General features: G+C 31.0%; 25 protein-coding genes. All 25 read left to right on the top strand.

What is annotated here, in order from left to right:
• Nucleotides 1-110 precede the first annotated feature (110 nt).
• The 25 genes from FHS04_RS14000 (at nt 111) to FHS04_RS14120 (ending at nt 19,506) form a co-directional block, all read left to right on the top strand.
• Entirely contained in the window at nt 111-644 is a 534-nt protein-coding gene (locus FHS04_RS14000) for a hypothetical protein (RefSeq protein WP_106676364.1), read from the top strand.
• 150 nt (nt 645-794) lie between these two features.
• On the top strand, nt 795-1,187 hold the full coding sequence (locus FHS04_RS14005; RefSeq protein ID WP_106676361.1) for an SMI1/KNR4 family protein: 393 nt from the start codon (nt 795-797) through the stop codon (nt 1,185-1,187).
• Between the two features lie 9 nt (nt 1,188-1,196).
• Nucleotides 1,197-1,520: an HNH endonuclease gene (locus FHS04_RS14010; protein ID WP_106676358.1), complete on the top strand. Its 324-nt coding sequence runs from the start codon at nt 1,197-1,199 to the stop codon at nt 1,518-1,520.
• A 158-nt stretch (nt 1,521-1,678) separates the two neighbouring features.
• Nucleotides 1,679-2,530 (top strand): hypothetical protein, encoded by an 852-nt coding sequence (locus tag FHS04_RS14015; protein ID WP_106676355.1) that lies wholly within the window; start codon nt 1,679-1,681, stop codon nt 2,528-2,530.
• Nucleotides 2,527-2,979 (top strand): hypothetical protein, encoded by a 453-nt coding sequence (locus tag FHS04_RS14020; protein WP_181256097.1) that lies wholly within the window; start codon nt 2,527-2,529, stop codon nt 2,977-2,979. Before FHS04_RS14015 ends, FHS04_RS14020 begins: the two co-directional genes overlap by 4 nt.
• Before the next feature lie 160 nt (nt 2,980-3,139).
• Nucleotides 3,140-3,610, top strand: a complete 471-nt coding sequence (locus FHS04_RS14025; RefSeq protein ID WP_106676351.1) for a hypothetical protein — start codon at nt 3,140-3,142, stop codon at nt 3,608-3,610.
• A 158-nt stretch (nt 3,611-3,768) separates the two neighbouring features.
• On the top strand, nt 3,769-4,194 hold the full coding sequence (locus tag FHS04_RS14030; RefSeq protein WP_106676348.1) for a hypothetical protein: 426 nt from the start codon (nt 3,769-3,771) through the stop codon (nt 4,192-4,194).
• Between the two features lie 153 nt (nt 4,195-4,347).
• On the top strand, nt 4,348-4,860 hold the full coding sequence (locus FHS04_RS14035; RefSeq protein ID WP_106676346.1) for a hypothetical protein: 513 nt from the start codon (nt 4,348-4,350) through the stop codon (nt 4,858-4,860).
• Nucleotides 4,861-5,020: 160 nt separating this feature from the next.
• Nucleotides 5,021-5,608, top strand: a complete 588-nt coding sequence (locus tag FHS04_RS14040) for a hypothetical protein (protein WP_106676343.1) — start codon at nt 5,021-5,023, stop codon at nt 5,606-5,608.
• Between the two features lie 149 nt (nt 5,609-5,757).
• Nucleotides 5,758-6,153, top strand: coding sequence for a hypothetical protein (locus tag FHS04_RS14045; protein ID WP_027880793.1), 396 nt, complete (start codon nt 5,758-5,760; stop codon nt 6,151-6,153).
• A 172-nt stretch (nt 6,154-6,325) separates the two neighbouring features.
• Nucleotides 6,326-6,904 (top strand): hypothetical protein, encoded by a 579-nt coding sequence (locus tag FHS04_RS14050; protein ID WP_106676341.1) that lies wholly within the window; start codon nt 6,326-6,328, stop codon nt 6,902-6,904.
• Between the two features lie 158 nt (nt 6,905-7,062).
• On the top strand, nt 7,063-7,581 hold the full coding sequence (locus FHS04_RS14055) for a hypothetical protein (protein WP_106676339.1): 519 nt from the start codon (nt 7,063-7,065) through the stop codon (nt 7,579-7,581).
• A 177-nt stretch (nt 7,582-7,758) separates the two neighbouring features.
• Nucleotides 7,759-8,424, top strand: a complete 666-nt coding sequence (locus FHS04_RS14060; RefSeq protein ID WP_106676337.1) for a hypothetical protein — start codon at nt 7,759-7,761, stop codon at nt 8,422-8,424.
• 125 nt (nt 8,425-8,549) lie between these two features.
• The gene (locus FHS04_RS14065) at nt 8,550-9,176 is read left to right on the top strand and encodes a hypothetical protein (protein WP_183408383.1); all 627 of its coding nucleotides are present in this window, start codon (nt 8,550-8,552) and stop codon (nt 9,174-9,176) included.
• Nucleotides 9,177-9,331: 155 nt separating this feature from the next.
• Nucleotides 9,332-9,775, top strand: coding sequence for a hypothetical protein (locus FHS04_RS14070; RefSeq protein WP_146131284.1), 444 nt, complete (start codon nt 9,332-9,334; stop codon nt 9,773-9,775).
• A 154-nt stretch (nt 9,776-9,929) separates the two neighbouring features.
• On the top strand, nt 9,930-10,514 hold the full coding sequence (locus FHS04_RS14075) for a hypothetical protein (RefSeq protein WP_146131285.1): 585 nt from the start codon (nt 9,930-9,932) through the stop codon (nt 10,512-10,514).
• A gap of 147 nt (nt 10,515-10,661) precedes the next feature.
• Nucleotides 10,662-11,732 (top strand): hypothetical protein, encoded by a 1,071-nt coding sequence (locus FHS04_RS14080; RefSeq protein WP_106676412.1) that lies wholly within the window; start codon nt 10,662-10,664, stop codon nt 11,730-11,732.
• 150 nt (nt 11,733-11,882) lie between these two features.
• On the top strand, nt 11,883-12,308 hold the full coding sequence (locus FHS04_RS14085) for a hypothetical protein (RefSeq protein ID WP_106676414.1): 426 nt from the start codon (nt 11,883-11,885) through the stop codon (nt 12,306-12,308).
• Nucleotides 12,309-12,475: 167 nt separating this feature from the next.
• Complete coding sequence (locus FHS04_RS14090) at nt 12,476-14,161, top strand: hypothetical protein (RefSeq protein WP_106676416.1); 1,686 nt, start codon at nt 12,476-12,478, stop codon at nt 14,159-14,161.
• Between the two features lie 146 nt (nt 14,162-14,307).
• On the top strand, nt 14,308-14,844 hold the full coding sequence (locus FHS04_RS14095) for a YcxB family protein (RefSeq protein ID WP_106676418.1): 537 nt from the start codon (nt 14,308-14,310) through the stop codon (nt 14,842-14,844).
• Between the two features lie 154 nt (nt 14,845-14,998).
• Entirely contained in the window at nt 14,999-15,625 is a 627-nt protein-coding gene (locus FHS04_RS14100; protein ID WP_106676420.1) for a hypothetical protein, read from the top strand.
• Nucleotides 15,626-15,775: 150 nt separating this feature from the next.
• The gene (locus FHS04_RS14105) at nt 15,776-16,369 is read left to right on the top strand and encodes a hypothetical protein (protein WP_106676422.1); all 594 of its coding nucleotides are present in this window, start codon (nt 15,776-15,778) and stop codon (nt 16,367-16,369) included.
• A gap of 404 nt (nt 16,370-16,773) precedes the next feature.
• A complete protein-coding gene (locus FHS04_RS14110) occupies nt 16,774-17,703 on the top strand; it encodes a restriction endonuclease (RefSeq protein ID WP_034647320.1) in 930 nt (309 codons plus the stop codon).
• A gap of 178 nt (nt 17,704-17,881) precedes the next feature.
• Nucleotides 17,882-18,547, top strand: a complete 666-nt coding sequence (locus FHS04_RS14115; protein ID WP_106676337.1) for a hypothetical protein — start codon at nt 17,882-17,884, stop codon at nt 18,545-18,547.
• A gap of 134 nt (nt 18,548-18,681) precedes the next feature.
• Nucleotides 18,682-19,506 (top strand): abortive infection family protein, encoded by an 825-nt coding sequence (locus tag FHS04_RS14120; protein ID WP_106676366.1) that lies wholly within the window; start codon nt 18,682-18,684, stop codon nt 19,504-19,506.
• Nucleotides 19,507-19,708 lie beyond the last annotated feature (202 nt).

Below are 19,708 nucleotides of genomic sequence, written 5' to 3' on the forward strand. Positions count from 1 at the left end.
GAATTTCCTACGGAAATTCATTGCAATTTTCTATCTTTCAGCTTCAACGGAAAATCGTGCCGATTTTCCGCAACTGAAATTTATACGCTAACGTTAGGCAACATTTGAAAATGACCGAAAACCAAAAGAAATCTGACAGACAATACGCTGCTTATATGGCTCGAAAATTTTTCAGTGGAGCAATTTCAAAGCATCAGGTTTTGGACAGTTTTCCCGACTTTGGAAATGATTATAAGATAAAGCGACTTTATAATCGGATTACGAATAAGCCGAAAAAAAGTTGGTTGTTTGGAATCTCTGAAAAGAAATACCAAACTTTTATGAATGAAACTTATGAACTAATTGACGAGCTCGAAACTGGACGATTGAGATTGGAAATTATGAAAAGATTATTTAAGGAATTATGGTTGCATTCGGATAATTGTGCAGAACCTATTGAACATATTTGGTTTTCAATAAGTGAAGTTGCTAAATCAACAAATGAATCGAGAGAAGAAATTAGAACGCGATATCTGAATTTTCTAGTGGAAAAGGGAATTGTGGAATTAGTATCGTGGGAACCATTGAAGCATAGATTTACGGAACTTGGAAAAGAGATAAAAACCGAATCTGATATAGAAATTTTAATAAAAAACGTTGCCTAACAACGGCTATAGTTCATTACGGCTGAAATTCCTAATCGGGATTTCAAGCCTTTTTGCTAAATTTATGGTTACGGCGGAATGATACTCGCGTACCATTCCGTAACGAAACCATAGCCAAAACCGTTGTGCATAATTTAACCAAACCGAAAAATGTCATTTACATTAGACGAAAAGTATATAAAAGAAACTGAATCAGAATTGAACGTAAAATTCCCTACTGAATTTAAAAACCGTATGATTAAATCAAATGGTGGCGTATTGGTTACGGACGAATTTGAATTTGAGCTTTTTCCTTTTTTTGATAAATTTGACCGAAAAAGAATAAGTCGCACTTGTAATCACATCGGACTTGAAACAAAAAATGCTCGTGAATGGATTGGATTTCCAGAAAACGGAATTGCAATTGGTTCTGACGGATTTGGAAATTTAATAATCTTGACTCACAATGGAGACCGAATTTTAACTGACGAAATTTACTTTTGGAATCACGAAATTGGAGAAATGGAAAAAATAGCGAAATCTATAATCGAATTGGATGAATAAATAGGAATTATGGCAAACAAATGGGGAATTCCGATTGAAGTTGAAAATTTAGTATTATCAAGAGATAAATCCTGTGTTTATTGCGGAGTGATTTTTAATCAAAATGACAATTCAAGAAAAACAAAACAATCTTGGGAGCATATAGTAAATGACATTAGAATAAATGGAGCTGACAATATTGCTCTTTGTTGTATGTCTTGCAATGCGAGCAAAGGTGCTAAATTATTAGAAATATGGCTCGAAAGTAAGTATTGCAAAGACAAAGGAATTACAAAAGATACAGTTGCTTTAGTTGTTAAAGAAGCGATTGAAAATAAACCTAAACTCAAATAAAAAAACTATGCACAACAATGTATAACCGCAATTACGGCGGATTCGACTACGTCCGAATCCACTCGGAATTGCTAAAGTCAGTGCTAAACCGAAAATTAAAGCATATTAACCCGTAACTGACGGTTATACGAGACCGTTGGCAATAATTTGAACGAAAAATGGAAAGAACATTAAATTTTCACATATTTAGATATCATTTAAATCCTCTATCTAATGATTCTCAACAAATCGAACTCTTTCCTAACGAAAAGAAAACACCTGAAGAATTAAAAGAAAGGAAAAATGAATTCTTTAGCGAAACATTACACGATTTAGACTTTTATAAAGACGAAAGAAATCCATTAAAATTAGAACATTCAGAAAATGAATATTTTCTAATAAAATTAGCACAAAGAAAGACTACACGAATAGTGCAAGATTTCGAGGACTTTGAAATTACTAACGAACCATTTGTTTACATAATAATAAATAACAATCCAGAAGTTCAAAAAATAGCAATTAGTGAAAACACAGAAGCGTTTACCGAACCAAAAGTAGTTAAGAATATTCTTGAAAAACTTTTTAACAAAGGGTTGAAAAAATACGGTCTTGGTGTGTCAGTTGAAGAATTATTTAAGAAAGAATCTTTTTGGAAATTTGTACAAGCTCATAGACAAGAAATAAAACTGATTGATTTTAAATACATTAGACCAAATATGGCTAATATTTCAAAATCACTTCCAGAAGATTTTAGAAATTTTACAGATAATGTAAATAGCAAAGAAAGTCATATTGTTTTAAAAGCACCGGAAAATGGTATTTTAGAAAACATTGACAAAAAAAATGAGGCTATAAACGGATTGGTTGAATACACATCCGAAGGAGCTGGTGATATAAAACTTAAAATTAAAGGTGTTAAAAAAAGATATTCTACTAAAGAAAATCCTGTAACAATAAAAATTAGCGAAGCGCAAATTGAAGGACCTGCTGAACAAGTAATAAAAGTTTATCAATCAATCGTATCTGAATGAGATTAGCAAAAAACATATCGTTTTATATAATCATTGCTTTTTTAATTTGTTTAGTTTCAAGTTATTTAAAATCTGATTTTCTTTTCAAATACTTGACTGAAAATATAATAGGATTGCTTTTAACTTTACTTGCAATTAATACTGCCACGTTAGGTCTTATAGCTTCGAAAATTCAAGATATGCTTGAAAAGCACCCTAAAATGTCGTTTAAGAACACAACTCGGGAAATGAAATTTTCCTTAACAGAACAAGTCATATTAATTATTGTAAGTGTTATAGCTTTAATTGTTTTAAATAGTTCTGTCGTACAATTTCAATATAAAGAATTAGCTTTAAACACAATTCTTGTTGGAGTTTTAATATATTCAGTCAATATTCTTTGGGACACTGGAAAAGCTGTTTTTGTGATTATTGACTTAATTGAAAATATGAATAATAAAAAAGAATAAAAACTATTGCCAACAATGGCTATAAGTAATTGCTTGTTCTCGCCTACTTCTGAAAATCCTCGCGGATTTTCAGTTTGGTGTGTACTTGCAAAGTTAATTGCTAAACCACGCAACTACTCATAGCCTAAACCGTTGTGCGTCAGCTTGAAAAAATACTCTAATGAAAAAATATATCATAGTAGAAAACAACTCATTCAAAGTAATCGAATCTGAAAATCAACCATTGAGTTTTGTATTGGTTGAACCGAATAAAACTTACAACAATAATTCATATGTTTTAGTCAATAATGGTGTTCATATTTCCTGGCTAGATGAATATAAATGGAACGGAAAATACAGATGTCTGACAGTTACATTCAAAAAAACCAAATTATTTGAATTAAATGCTATTAAAAATATTCAGATTGTTGTCGACGTTTTAAATGAATACAAAAACATGAGCGATATTGAACTAAATGAAAAATATCAAAAAGCTCTTGTTACAGAAAAATCAGAACTAGAAGCCGAAGTAGAACAGTTAAGAATTGAAAGAAATAATTCTAAAAAAGCGACAGAAAAATACACCGAATTAATTGAGCTAATGAAAAGAATTGTTCAAAATATAAAAGAACTTGAAGAAGATAAAAATTGAAAGCCGAACGCACAACAATGTATAACCGCAATTACGGCGGATTCGACTACGTCCGAATCCACTCGGAATTGCTAACGCCAGTTCTTAACCGAAAATCATTAACTTTAAATCCGTAACTGACGGTTATACGAGACCGTTACCACACATTTGAAAAAACGATGACCGATAAAGAAATTGGAGAATTAATTAATGAATTACGCAGTAAGAAAAATTACAATGAAGCGTATATAGGATTTTTTCAATATGGTGGCGGACCAGATGAGAGTTATATAAAAGCGAATCGACAAGGACTTGAACTACACGCTGCCGAATTATTAGCTGCCGCACTCGAAACTGAAACTGAATTTGAAACTGGAAAGGAAAAAACTTTCGGACTTGACGAAGGAATATCTGATGAAGAAAGTGATTTTCAATTAAATTATGTTGAGCTGATAAAGGAAAAACGGAATGACATAAAACCATATACCGAATATAAAGAAACGTGGAAAGACAAAGCGTTCAAAGTTGGTTGCGTTTCAATCGGAATTTTATTGATTGTTTTAATAATTATCGGATTTATAACAACATTAACTTGGCTAGGATAAAAAAACGTGTGGTAACAATGTATAACCGCAATTACGGCGGATTCGACTGCGTCCGAATCCACTCGGAATTGCTAACGCCAGTTCTTAACCGAAAATCATTAACTTTAATCCCGTAACTGACGGTTATACGAGACCGTTGTAAGTAATTCCCGAATGAAAAAATTTATATTCCTTATAATTATATTAACAATCACTATTTCTTGTAAAAAAAATATTGAGATTGACAAAGATGGAATATTTATAAAAGAAGGTATTAAAAGTGAACTAGTAATAGCCAAATTGGAAGACAACCGAATAGAAAAAAACAACAAAACATTTCCTCATTTATATTCTATAATTGAAAAAGTTCGTTTAAAAATCAATGGAGAAGGTATATCATCAACTTTTAACTATGGTGAGGAAAAACATTTCTTAAATGACAAACCATTTGAATATAAAAATGAGATAAATTTTAACTCAAAAAATGACTATTATAAATGGACTTTAGAAAAGCCTAGGGATAATAAAACTTACGATAAATTACCTATTGAATTCGAAAAAAATCATTGGTACACTATACGTGATATTCGATTTAGAGGTTCTGACTGTTATTTTGAATTTTATATCAATGAAAATGGAGAATTTGAATATGAAGATTTAAAATACATTATGGTGAGTCCGATTTAAAATAAAAACTACTTACAACAATGTATAACCGCAATTACGGCGGATTCGACTGCGTCCGAATCCACTCGGAATTGCTAAAGCCTGTGTCAAACCGAAAATAATCGCTAATTTAGCCCGTAACTGACGGTTATACGAATCCGTTAGCACCAATTAGAGAAAAATGAAGAACAGTTTCATAATCTTATTAATTATTCTGATTTCAGGCTGCAACAATCCGAAAAAAAAGGAAGTTGAAATTATACCTGAAAAAGAAAAAACCGAATCTAATAAAACTAAAATTCCATCAACATCTTCAAATGAATCAAACTCTGAATTTCCTAATTGGATAAATAAAATCAACTCAGAAATTAATGACGAGTTAGGACAATATCTGAATAATGATATTGAGGAATTTAATAAACTCAATGATTCTCTTTCTACTTGTATATTTGTGCTTAATGATGGAGTTTGCTCAAAGTATTCTTTAGCAACTTATTTGAACCAAAAGGAAATTGAGAATGTTGAAATTGGAGTTGGATGTGACCACGATATGTCAATCCCAAAATACGAATGGCAGGAATTTGAATTCTTATCAGCGACGACTTTCCGAACAATAGCGTACTCGGAATACGTGCAAGATTCTTTAGTTGATGCTAATGGTAATATGAAAAAAGAATACGATTTTATGGAATCTAAAACAAAAATTGACTCAATAATTAAGATTTTCGAAATAAAGAAAACCGGAAAAATAATTGAGCGGAATAAATAACTGGTGCTAACAATGTATAACCGCAATTACGGCGGATTCGACTGCGTCCGAATCCACTCGGAATTGCTAACGTCAGTGCTAAACCGAAAAACATTAACTTTAATCCCGTAACTGACGGTTATACGAGACCGTTGTGTGTAATTTGAGAAATGAGACAAACGATAACCAAAAGTGATAAAAACTTAAGAATTCTGAACAAATTAATTGTGAACGGATTCTATAATGGATATATCGGAACTGAAAAGTTTGAATTAATGCGGAATCGTTTCCCGAACAATCACAGACTAATCGGAATTGTGAATGAAACAGATAATTACGATTTGAAATTTGACTTTAAGTCACCGATGAATATTTTAGCGAAAATTTTACTCGGACTCGGAATTCTGATTTCAATAATTTCGCTGATTAAGGGAATTTGGATTTTGCCGATTGTGTTTGTTGTTTTCGGACTGATTATGTTTGCGGATTTTAAACTAAAAGAGAAAAAAGAAATAAATATTTTAACGGATAAACTATTGGAATTCCACAAAACGGAATATGACTGAAATAAAAAAACTACACACAACAACGTGTATAGTTCATTGCTTCTGAATTTCCTATCGGAAATTCCTCGCAAATTTATTATCTTGGTTTCTTAATCGGAAAATCCTCGCGGATTTTCACGCAACGAAACCATACACAAACACGTTGCCAACAAGCTGACCAAAACACTCTGAATTGAAAACCAAACAACCATATCTGAAAGGAAAATCTGTTTTTATAGTTTCATTACTTGTAATCGGAATTACAATTCTGACCGTCTATCTAACTGGAATAAACTACAATCGGAGTTTGACTTCAAATCTCTATTTGTCACTCGGAATTATTGCAACAGCATTATTTCTATTTATGGCTTATGGACTTTACACTGGAATTGGACTGATTGACAATTTTCCAAAATTTCGAAACTTTAAACGTGGAGATATAATGGGAAATGCTTCACCGACTTTCGACACGCCTTCAATTGAAGTTGGGGACGGAATTGGTGGACTGATTTTATCCATACTCTTGTGGATTGGAATGACAATCTTGATTATTGTTTTGCTGATTGTATTGGAAGCTGTTTTTTGGTTTTCGCTATTTATAATTTTAGCAATGCTTTACTGGATTTTCTTTAGAGCATTGAAATTTGTTTTTAATAAATCAAAAGATACAAAAGGAGATATTGGAATTTCAGCTGTTTACTCGCTGACATACACTCTACTCTATGTTGGTTGGATATTCGGAATAGTATATCTGACTGAAATAATAAAATAAAGCCAGTTGGCAACAATGTATAAAATTAATTGCTTGGTACTAGCCTACTTACGAAAATCCTCGCGGATTTTCTATTCGGCTTTTATTTGCTAAATTAGTTGCTTAAACCACGCAACTAATCTTATACGAGACCGTTGTACCCAATTTGAGAAAAAATCGTGACTGAAACCAAAAGATTAAACAATACAAAATCTAAAGAATGGTTATATTTAATAACTGAATTCTTATCAAACGGTAATTCTAAATCGACAAGAGCTATTTCTGATTTTTTAGGTTCTGAAAACAAAAAATACAAGAAAAATGAGCGCGGCTCGAAATTCTTAATTCCAAAAAATACCAATCTGAATTACATTGCTGTTAATCCAGACTTAGAGGAAACTGAAACCGACAAGCCTGTTACATATTTAGCATTTAGCGGAGAAAAACTGAATCTGAAACTGAATTACCTGACTGAGTTATTTCCTAATGTTGAATTAATTGAAAACACTTACGATGGCGGAATTCAATTGTTTTTTAATCCTGTGGATAATCGATTTGATTTTACAGCAGTAGCTTGTCAAATTTTCACTGATTATAAAAGCTTAGACGAGCTTACCGATTTGAGTATTAATGGAATTTCTTTTATGTTTAAACCTAATAAAATAAAAACAAGAGCTGGATATATAATGACTGAATAAAAACTGGGTACAACAATGTATAACCGCAATTACGGCGGATTCGACTACGTCCGAATCCACTCGGAATTGCTAACGTCTGTGCTTAACCGAAAAACATTAACTTTAAATCCGTAACTGACGTTTATACGAGACCGTTACCCAACATTTGAACTAGTAAAATCCTAAAAAATAGAATTTATGAAATACTTAATTGTTATATTATTAATTTCAAACCTTTCTTTTAGTCAAGAATGGTCTAAAACTCGATTAAATAATTTAGCATCAATTGAATTTCCTAATACACCTGATAAAACCAATAAAAATGGAGGTGTGTACTATTCAACCTCAGATGATATAGGAGTGTATGTAGTAGTAATAAAAAATATAGGAAAACCCGAAATGACAGAATCTGGTTTACCTGAATTTTATGAAGGTGTTACATCTGGAACTTTGGCTGCAACAGAAGGCGACTTATTAGAAAAAAGTGAATTTCAATTGGATGGAATTAAAGGTGTGGAAATATCCTATTTAGCAAACTACAATCCCCAACTTCCAAATTTAAGATACAGACGAATGCTTGTTGTAAATAATAATTTGATAAGTTTTGAATTTTGGACTTTCGAGGAAAATGAAGAATTAGCTTCAAAAAATAAAGATAAGTTTTTTAATTCAATAGATGTTTCTAATGCAAAAATTGCTGAACTAAAGAATCCTGAAAATGAGGAAGAGAATTCTGCATATGAAAGTGGGTTTTTGATTGGAAAAGTGGTGTTTTATTTATTTATTATTGGCTTAATAATTGGCGGAATTTTATTAATCCGAAAACTAACAAACAAAGCAAAAACGTCGGGTAACAATGTATAAATTCAATTGCGGCTGAATTTCCTACGGAAATTTATTCCAATTATTTATCTTTCAGCTCAATCGGAAAATCGTACCGATTTTCCGCAACTAAAATTTATACGCTAACGTTACCAGTAATTTGAGGAATGAAAAGACAAATCACATACTTATTTCTACTATTATTAATTTTCATTCATTCTTGTAAAAAGACCAATCAACCGAATTATGATGAAAGTTCAAGAAATCTAGCAGAGGAAATTTTAGTTGATTATATGAAATTACCCAAAATGAATTCTAATATATCAGTCAACGGACTTGGTTCTCCTGAATTTAAAAGCTTAATGCATAAAATTGACTCTTTAAAAAAAACAAACTATGGAAAAAATAGAGCGGAAATTATTAAAATAGCGGAATTTAAAATATTGTATTTATTTAATGAAAAAGATAAAGCTTTTAATAAAATAACGGAATTTAAAAACCCTAAATCTGATATTCTAAAAAATCTATACACTGGAATTTATTTAGAGTTAGAGAACAAAGAACAACAAGCGAATCTAAATTTCAAAAAAGTGTTTAATGAATTGAAAAGTCAACGCATTGACGAATCTAATTGTTTGAATTATAATATTAGTATCATTTTAGCTGAAATGAGTGATTTTGATTTCAAGGATTGTCATATTGAGTTTCTACCTAAAAACTATTTTCGGGAATTAAGAAATAAAGATAAGAAGGAATTTATCAAAGACCATTTTTTTAGCTCATTTGAGATATAAAACTACTGGTAACAATGTATAAATTCAATTGCGGCGGAATTTCCTACGGAAATTCATTGCAATTTTCTATCTTTCTGTCTCAAACGGAAAATCGTTGCCGATTTTCCGCAACTGAAACTTATACAAACACGTTGGCAATAATTAAAAAAAACGAAATGAAAAGACTATTATTTATAGCAATTTTAACTCTAATAATTAGCTGTTCAAAAAGTGACGATAATAATGAAGAAATGTCTCTATGTCAGGAAAAAGAATTCCTTGAAACTTTTATTGTTGAACCTAATGATTGTTTCATTTTTGATGACCCGCTAATGACTTTTACATTTGTTAGCTTTGATAACTACACTAAAACTGATTTAGATGAGACACCATATACCAGAATTATAGCAAGCATATTAATAGACGATTTGACTTGGGAATTTCCTCATAGAATTTATGAGGATACTGAATCAGATGACACTTCATTTTCGGGATTTGTTAACGCTGGAATAAATGACAACATTTACACAATTCACTTTGATGAAATTGAATTTACTGAAACAGAAACACAATTTATTTTTCATCGTGCAACAATACGATTGGAAAAATATGAGGATTAAGTTTAATAATAACTATTGCCAACAATGTATAACCGCAATTACGGCGGATTCGACTACGTCCGAATCCACTCGGAATTGCTAACGTCAGTGCTTAACCGAAAAACATTAACTTTAATCCCGTAACTGACGGTTATACGAGACCGTTACCCAACATTTGAGCAAAACCGAGAAACATATTGAATTGAATAGAAAAACAAGTGACTTATTTGCAGGAATACTATGTTCTGGATTTTCCATAGTCGGAATCACTATTATGGATAAATCGGAATTGATAACTTGGGTTACGATTGTGTTTTTCGGAATTGGAGCAATTCTCTTACTATTAAGATATTTCAATCCAAATAGTGGATTTCTTCCAAAACAGAAAGAATATTACAAAAAATTGACTGACGAAGAGTTTATGGAATTGTACAACTCAAACGGAATTTTCACCTATCACAAAAATGGGTTTGAATTGCAGATTGAGGATAAACCGACTAAAATTGAATGGAACGAAATTAAAAAACTGACTGCTTACAAAGTTGACCTATTCGCAACCGACGAAATTCGTCTATTTTTAGAAGCGGAAAACGGAAAACAATTTGAGATTTCAGAAAGTACAGAAGGTTGGTTTCAATTTAACGAAAGGCTAAAAGAACAGTTTTCTGAAATAAATAAAAATTGGGAAATTGATATTGCAGTTCCAGCATTTGAACGAAAAGAAACTGAAATATATAACCGAATTAAAAACGTTGGGTAACAACGTGTATAGCTCATTGCGGCTGAATTCCTAATCGGAATTCATTGCAATTTGCTATCTTTCGGTTACGGCGGAAAATCATAGCTGATTTTCCGCAACGAGCCATACACAAATACGTTGTGCTTAATTTGAAAAACGAAAAACTAAATGCAAATAAACGAACTACTAAGATTAACTGAATGGTTTGATGAAAATATCATTGAAAACCAAATACCACAGAAATACTCTGCTCTTCATTCTAAAATGAATCAAAATATTAGAAGAAACGGTCAAGCATTAGTTCCGTTTGAACAAGAGAAAATTAATTTATTCGAAGTTATAAAAGATATAAATTTTCAGAATCTAAGCTTAGAACAAATGAAATTTCTTGAAAGTTTAGAAATAATCGACCTTTTAGGAAAAAACGGAGTTGAACAAATTGAAAAAATATTAATTGAAAACAACTTAGATATTGCCACAGCTACCAGTAAAATTAAAGAGTTTTCTAATACAATTTCGAGAGCTCAAGCAACTATTACAAAACTACAAACAACTTTATTAGAATCTTTTGAAATAGAAGAATCTGACGAAATTCAGAATAACCAAGTTTTGATGAGAGTTTATTTTCAAAATGACGTAGCAATTGAAAACTTAACTGACTTTAAAAAACTAAGTGCTACTTGGTACGATATTGGACGTGGAATTGCTATGGCACAAGATAAAAGTCCTGAAGATTTCAACATTATTGGTGCGAAAAAAGGTTCTATAATAATTGAAATGGCTGTGGTTGTTGGATTAGCAACAAGTGTAAGCAAAATTTTACTTGAATCTTTAAAAGTTGCAGACAGATTTATTAATGTTTTAAAACAAGTTGAGGAGTTAAAAGCCTTGAAATTAGGAAATAAAAAACTCGTTTCGGATTTGAAAAAAGAGGCAGAAAAAGAAAGAGACGAGGGAACACAAATTATTTTAAATTCTGCAATTGAAGATTTACAATTGAATGCAGAACAAAACGGAGATAAAATTACCGCTTTAGACAAATCAATAAAAAAACTTATAGGATTTACTCAAAATGGTGGAGTTGTTGATTTTGTTCAGCCAAATGAATCTGAGGAAGAAGATGAAAATAATGAAATAAGAGAAGAGATTCAAAAATTGAAAACTAACATAAGTGAAATCCGACTTATAGAAAATAAAATCAAATTATTAGAGAATAAAATTACGAAAGATAAAAACTAAGCACAACACCGTATATAATTTATTGCTGGCTTCTCGCCTACTTACGAAAGTCCTCGCGGACTTTCTTGGTCGGTAATTATTTACTAAATTAGTTGCTTAATCACGCAACAAACCATATACAAACACGTTGTGTGCAATTAGAAAACTCATATGAATAAACTTTTTTTAATTTTAGTTTTTGGCTTTACTTTAGTTTGTAAGAGTGATTTTAATAAAGTCTCAGAATTTAATATTGTTGGAAAATGGGAATGGGAATCTTATTCTTCTTCTGGTAACTTTGTTTTTTACAGTAACGGAATAGCTGAAATGGAATCTGAGAATGAAAAAATCGGTGGAAATGACTTTATGAGAAACGGAAAAAAATTCAGTCTTGAATATAAAATTGACTATAACAAAACACCAAAAACTTTGGACTTAATATTCACAGAATTGGAGAGTAAAAAACAATTAAAAATTCCAGGGATAATTGATATTGTGGAAAAAGATATTCTATTGTATGCGCGAGGCAAAAATGGAATAAAACCGAAAAGTATTGCCGAATCTGATGACAAAATTACACTTTATAGAATTAAATAAAAACTGCACACAACAACGGCTATAATCCATTGCTACTGAAATTCCTATCGGAATTTCATTGCAATTTACTATCTTTCGGCTATGACGGAAAGAATCCTGCGGATTTTTTCCGCAACATATCATAGCCAAACACGTTGCCAGCAATTTGAAAAACACCCGATTCAACAATGATTAATACCGTACTTCGTTTAGAATTTGAGCACGTTTTTCCTGACGAAGAAGAACAAGATATTTTATTCTATTTAAAGAAAATATCATCTTTTACACTTTTAAATATTATAGGATTTTCCAATACTAACCCACAACCAAATTTTGACAATTTTGCTTCAAATCTAGAAGTCAGAGAAGACATTATACAACGTGTGATTAGATTTTCAAGGGAAAATGACATTAGGGAAAAACCTAGATTAGTTTCAAGAGAAGCTAGCTTAAGGTTAGCAGAAATAATTCTATCTAATCGAGATGAGCTTATTGAAAAAAATAGTAATGACGATAGAGATTCCGATGAAATAAATCTATTTAAAGCATTCTTAATAATCAACAAACAAGTTAACTCTAAACAGAACCTTACTGCTTCCGAGGATAATTTGGAAAAACTTGTTGATATGTCAATAGCAATGATGTTTTCTACCTCTGATATCGGAATTTATGAAAATAATGATTTAGAGTTCGGAAAACTAATCTATGCAACAATTACTCGATTTGAATATCTAATTGAGTTTCTTCAATCTAATGAGGAATACGAATATTTAGTGACAGATTTGTACTCATATTTCGCACAAGAAAATCTTGAAGAGGTTTCAAAGCAAATGAAATATCTTTTTGGAAAATTACTAGAACTTAAAGTAAAAAATGGTTTCAAGTTCCAAGTTGACGATGAAGATTCATTATCATTTCTAAATTCTTTGGCTTCAAATGAAATAATAGAAGATGAGGATTTTACCAATTTAAGAAACTATCCGATTTATAAACTTGATGATAAAACTTATTCGATTATCGATTTTTTCTTTGTTATAGATAAATTTTATAAAAGTGTAAAGTTCATTCTAAAAGAATCATTTCATAAGCATCATAATTTACCTGCAAAAGACAGAACCTTTTTTGAGTTTTTCAACACTCAATTTTCTGAAGAATTTTTAATGAAAAGAGTTCTTGACGAAATATTTAATAAACCTTATTTTATTAAAAAGGCTGTTATCGATAATCAAGATAATGAACCTGATTATTATGTGCGCCATAATAATAGAATATTCTTAATTGAAAATAAGGATATATTAATAGCAAAAAACATAAAAAGCTCTGGCGATATTGAAAAAATTAATGCCGTTTTAAAATCAAAATTTTTAGAAGTCAATAATAAACCTATTGGTGCTGGTCAATTAATAACTTCAATAAATCAAATTGTAGAAAATGACTTTAAATTTGATGAATATGTAAATACCAAAAAGAATTTGACTGTCTATCCAATTTTGTTGATAAGCGATAGAATCTTTGAAATCTTGGGAATAAATTATAGACTTAATCAATGGTACCTAGAAAAAGTAATCGAAAAATTGGGAGATAAATACAACCCAAACTTTATAAAATCTTTGACTATAATTGATATTGATACTCTAATTTATTGGACACCTCATTTGAAAAAGAAGGACACTAATTTGAGAGAAATAATTGACGACCACTTAAAGCAAATGAATACTCGCAAAAAGATTAATCACCCTGATTTAGAGGAAGGCAAAATAATTGCAAACAAAAATTTGACAAAACAGATTGCACCAATAAGTAGTAGATTTTCGGAATATAAATTTCCAATGGAATTGTTGGTTGAGAAGTTTAAAGATGTGATAACTGAATAAAAACTGCTGGCAACAATGGCTATAAACAATTGGGGTAAAAGTGATAAAACGAAATTATAAACATAAAACAAAGGTCAATTCTAAACTGAACAGTTAGGGCGTAAAATCCCCAACTGTTCATAGCCGAGACCGTTGCCATTAATACGATGAACATAAACTACCAACTTACAAATTCGGATTTTTTAGAGTATCAGCTTTATACTTCTTCAAAATCTGAATTGCATAAAAAAAGACGATTTCGTTCTCGGATAATTGTCCCAATAATTTATCTACTTATCGGACTTTATTTTGCGAATAAAAACGAAAACGGCGGAATTGGAATTATAATGGGTGGAATCGGAATTGGATGGTTTGCATTTTATCCAATGTATTCTAAATGGAGATACAAAAGACATTTTAAAAAGCACGTTGAGGAAAATTATAAAAATCGGATTAACAAACCAGTGGAAATTGACTTCGACGAAAATTCCGTGAATGCCAAAGATTTTACGTCTGAAAGTAAAATAAACGGAACTGAACTAAAAGAACTGATTGAAACGAAAGACCATTTCTTTATTAAGCTGACAACTGATTTATCTCTGATTGTACCAAAACATTCGATTGAGAATCAAACGGAATTTAAAAAGCGTGTGACTGAATTTGGAGCCGAATATGTTGACGAACTGAATTGGAAATGGAAATAAGTACTAATGGCAACATTGTATAAAAATAATGCGTAAGTTTATTCCTAAATCAAAAGTTAGTGCTTGTTTGCTTGCATCCGATTTTCCTTCGGAAAATCCTCGCACTCAAACTACGCACTATTCTTATACGTAACCGTTACCAGTAATTTGAGTAATGAAAAGACAAATCACATACTTATTTCTAATATTATTAATTTTCATTCATTCTTGCAAACAGACCAATCAACCGAATTATGCTGAAAGTTCAAGAAATCTAGCAGAGGAAATTTTAGTTGATTATATGAAATTACCCAAAATGAGTTCCAATCTATCAGTCAACGGACTTGGTTCGCCTGAATTTAAAAGCTTAATGGCTAAAATTGACTCTTTAAAAAAAACAAATTATGGAAAAGATAGAGCGGAAATTATTAATATAGCGGAATTTAAAATATTGTATTTATTTAATGAAAAAGATAAAGCTTTTAATAAAATAACGGAATTTAAAAACCCTGAATCTGATATTCTAAAAAATCTATACACTGGAATTTATTTAGAGTTAGAGAACAAAGAACAACAAGCAATTCTAAATTTCAAAAAAGTGTTTAATGAATTGAAAAATGAACGCATTGACGAATCTAATTGTTTGAATTATAATATAAGTATCATTTTAGCGGAAATGAGTGAATTTGATTTCAAGGATTGTCATATTGAGTTTCTACCTAAAAACTATTTTCAGGAATTAAGAAATAAAGATAAAAAGGAATTTATCAAAGACCATTTTTTCAGCTCATTTGAGATATAAAACTACTGGTAACAATGTATAAATTCAATTGCGGCTGAATTTCCTGCGGAAATTCATTGCAATTTTCTATCTTTCAGTTTCAATCGGAAAATCGTACCGATTTTCCGCAACTGAAATTTATACGCTAACGTTAGGTGCAATTTGAAAAAAATGAGTAAATCAATATTTAAAGCAACTGAAATTGACAATCTTATTTCGAATTTAAGAGGAGAAGTTGGAGAAATTATTCAAACCTGGACTTTAATGAGAGATTTCTACATTTTAAGTAGCGAATTACAAACAGACGACTTTCAAAAAGATATTAAAAATCAAGAGTTGAATAGAATAAACCTGATAAAGAAAAAATTTCAGGACGAAATAATATCAAGATTATCTGAATTAGGACATAAAAGTTACGGAAAGGTAAATTTCTATTTTGCTACGAATAAATTAAAATCCTTAGAAAACGAATTTAAAGATTTTGAAAAATTTATAAAGGATAATAATTTAAAAGCAAAACGTGACGAATTTATTAGCCACAAGAAATTACCACCAACTTGGAACGAGCATAAAGCTGAACACAGAATAAGTTATTTGACAACACTAAAAGGAATTGCCAAAGCACTTATTCTAATGAAAAAAATTGATAGTATTCATCTTGGTGAAAATTCAAATCAACAATGGAATAAAATGAGAAAGAAAAGATATGACTTTTCTGTTCCTGCCAAAGCAGGTTATCTTTTACTTCCATATTTAAGAGAATAATAGACTGAATTATGGCAACCCAAATCTGTCCGAACTGTAAAGTAGATGATTTCACTTGGAAAGTGGACGAAGAAGAATCACCTCTGACAATTTGGGATTGTGGAAACTGCCAATATCGAGCATTCGAGAATGAATCTGACGAGCGGAATTGCTCAAATTGTGGAAAGAGAACGGAATCGAAATTAAAAGACAGTAAAAAAGAATATTGGTGGTGTTCGAATTGTAACACGACTGAAATAATAAAAACTGCACCTAACAATGTATAACCGCAATTACGGCGGATTCGACTGCGTCCGAATCCACTCGGAATTGCTAACGTCTGTGCTTAACCGAAAAACAGTAACTTTAATCCCGTAACTGACGGTTATACGAGACCGTTGTAACGCATTTGAAAAACAAACTAAATGGCAATACCGAAACACGATGAAATTAGAGTTCCAGTAATGGAATTATTAACAAAAAACGGAACGATGAAACTTCGTGATTTCATTGAACCATTATCTGAACATTTTGGACTAACTGATGAAGAGGTTAACGAAATGTATCCTTCTGGAAATGGACATATATTTTATGATAGAATTTCTTGGGCATTAAGCTATTTAAATATGGCTGGACTTTTGGATAAACCAAAACGTGGAATGTACAAAATCAACGAATCTGGAATTGAATTATTAAAAACTCCAAAAAAGGTTGACAAATACATTGAGCAACAGCTTGAAAAAAGAGAACCAACAAGACAAAAGAAAAAAACAACAGAAGAACAACTAACTATTGACGATTCATCATCTGAATTAACTCCTCAAGAAAAATTGTATTCTTCGTTTTCAAATATCAGAAAATCTGTTTACACAGAAATTTTAAATACCATTTTAACGAAAACACCAACTGCATTTGAGAAATTAGTTGTTTTATTACTTCAAAAAATGGGTTATGGCGGAGAAATTGAAAACTCTGGTCTTGTAACAAAAGTATCGAATGATGGCGGAATTGATGGCATTATCAAAGAAGACGTTCTTGGACTTGGACGTATTCATATTCAGGCTAAAAGATATAAAATAGACAGTTCAATTGGACGTGAAGAAATACAAAAATTTGTCGGAGCTTTAGCAGTTGCACAATCGAATAAAGGAGTATTTATCACAACATCTTATTATTCAAAAGGAGCTATCGAATATGCAAATAACTTAAATGGCTCGACAACTTTAGTTCTAATAGACGGAAAACAACTTGCAGAATATATCTATGATTATGGACTCGGAATGCAAGTTGAGCAAACAATAGAAATCAAAAAATTAGATGCCGATTTTTGGGATTCAATGAAAGATGATGAATAAAAAACGCGTTACAACAATGTATAACCGCAATTACGGCGGATTCGACTGCGTCCGAATCCACTCGGAATTGCTAACGTCTGTGCTTAACCGAAAAACATTAACTTTAAATCCGTAACTGACGTTTATACGAGACCGTTACCCAACATTTGAACTAGTAAAATCCTAAAAAATAGAATTTATGAAATACTTAATTGTTATATTATTAATTTCAAACCTTTCTTTTAGTCAAGAATGGTCTAAAACTCGATTAAATAATTTAGCATCAATTGAATTTCCTAATACACCTGATAAAACCAATAAAAATGGAGGTGTGTACTATTCAACCTCAGATGATATAGGAGTGTATGTAGTAGTAATAAAAAATATAGGAAAACCCGAAATGACAGAATCTGGTTTACCTGAATTTTATGAAGGTGTTACATCTGGAACTTTGGCTGCAACAGAAGGCGACTTATTAGAAAAAAGTGAATTTCAATTGGATGGAATTAAAGGTGTGGAAATATCCTATTTAGCAAACTACAATCCCCAACTTCCAAATTTAAGATACAGACGAATGCTTGTTGTAAATAATAATTTGATAAGTTTTGAATTTTGGACTTTCGAGGAAAATGAAGAATTAGCTTCAAAAAATAAAGATAAGTTTTTTAATTCAATAGATGTTTCTAATGCAAAAATTGCTGAACTAAAGAATCCTGAAAATGAGGAAGAGAATTCTGCATATGAAAGTGGGTTTTTGATTGGAAAAGTGGTGTTTTATTTATTTATTATTGGCTTAATAATTGGCGGAATTTTATTAATCCGAAAACTAACAAACAAAGCAAAAACGTCGGGTAACAATGTATAAATTCAATTGCGGCTGAATTTCCTACGGAAATTTATTCCAATTATTTATCTTTCAGCTCAATCGGAAAATCGTACCGATTTTCCGCAACTAAAATTTATACGCTAACGTTGTGCATAATTTAACCAAACTAACGAATGGCAGAATTAAAATTTCAAGAAAGACAATATTTGGAAAAACTTATGGGAATGGGAAGCGGATATGTTCTTGACTTTTCGAATCGAACATTTAGAGAGTTTGTTCACGATACTGCCAAAATTGACATTGATGAAGAAAGATTTTATGCAAATGGAGATTCGAAAGCAAAACGATTTAGGACTTTTATTGAAATAGAGTCTGATTACAATGTTGGTGTTGTGATTAAAGGACTTTGCGATTATTGGTTGATGAAAGTAAATATGGGAGAATTTAACCATACACAAGCAGATGAGAATTTGCACAAAGAATGTTTAAAAACTGCCGACAGATTGAAATCTGGAGCTATCATAGAAAATCTTGACGCTATTGACCCGAACACTGATGATTCTGATTTTCAAAAACTTTCGGAATCAATAAAAGAATGTATTGAAAAAAACCAACCAGAAACAGGATTAGACCGCTTACACACTTTTTTGACAAGATATATTCGAGAATTGTGCAAAAAACACGGAATTGAAATCAAAAAGGATTTACCACTTCACAGCATATTTGGAATGTATATTAAGTTTTTAGTTTCTAATAAACTGATTGAATCGGAAATGACTGTAAGAATCTTAAAATCTTCGATTTCGGTTATGGAGGCATTTAATACAGTTAGAAACGAAAAGAGTTTTGCTCACGACAATCCAATTTTGAATTATAATGAAAGTGTTCTGATTTTTAATGCAGTAAGTAACACATTAAAATTTATCCAATCTATTGAACACGAAATTGATAAAAATGACGAGCCTGATATTGTTGATTGGGAAAATTGGGCAGTATAAAAAACTATGCACAACAATGTATAACCGCAATTACGGCGGATTCGACTACGTCCGAATCCACTCGGAATTGCTAACATCTGTGCTTAACCGAAAATCATTAACTTTAATCCCGTAACTGACGGTTATACGAGACCGTTGTGCATAATATGAAAAAATCATTTTCGTCAATATTGATATTTTTGTTTTTACTGATTTTGAGTTC

Origin of the sequence: Mesoflavibacter zeaxanthinifaciens subsp. sabulilitoris (assembly GCF_014191595.1) — a bacterium.
Classification (GTDB): domain Bacteria; phylum Bacteroidota; class Bacteroidia; order Flavobacteriales; family Flavobacteriaceae; genus Mesoflavibacter; species Mesoflavibacter zeaxanthinifaciens.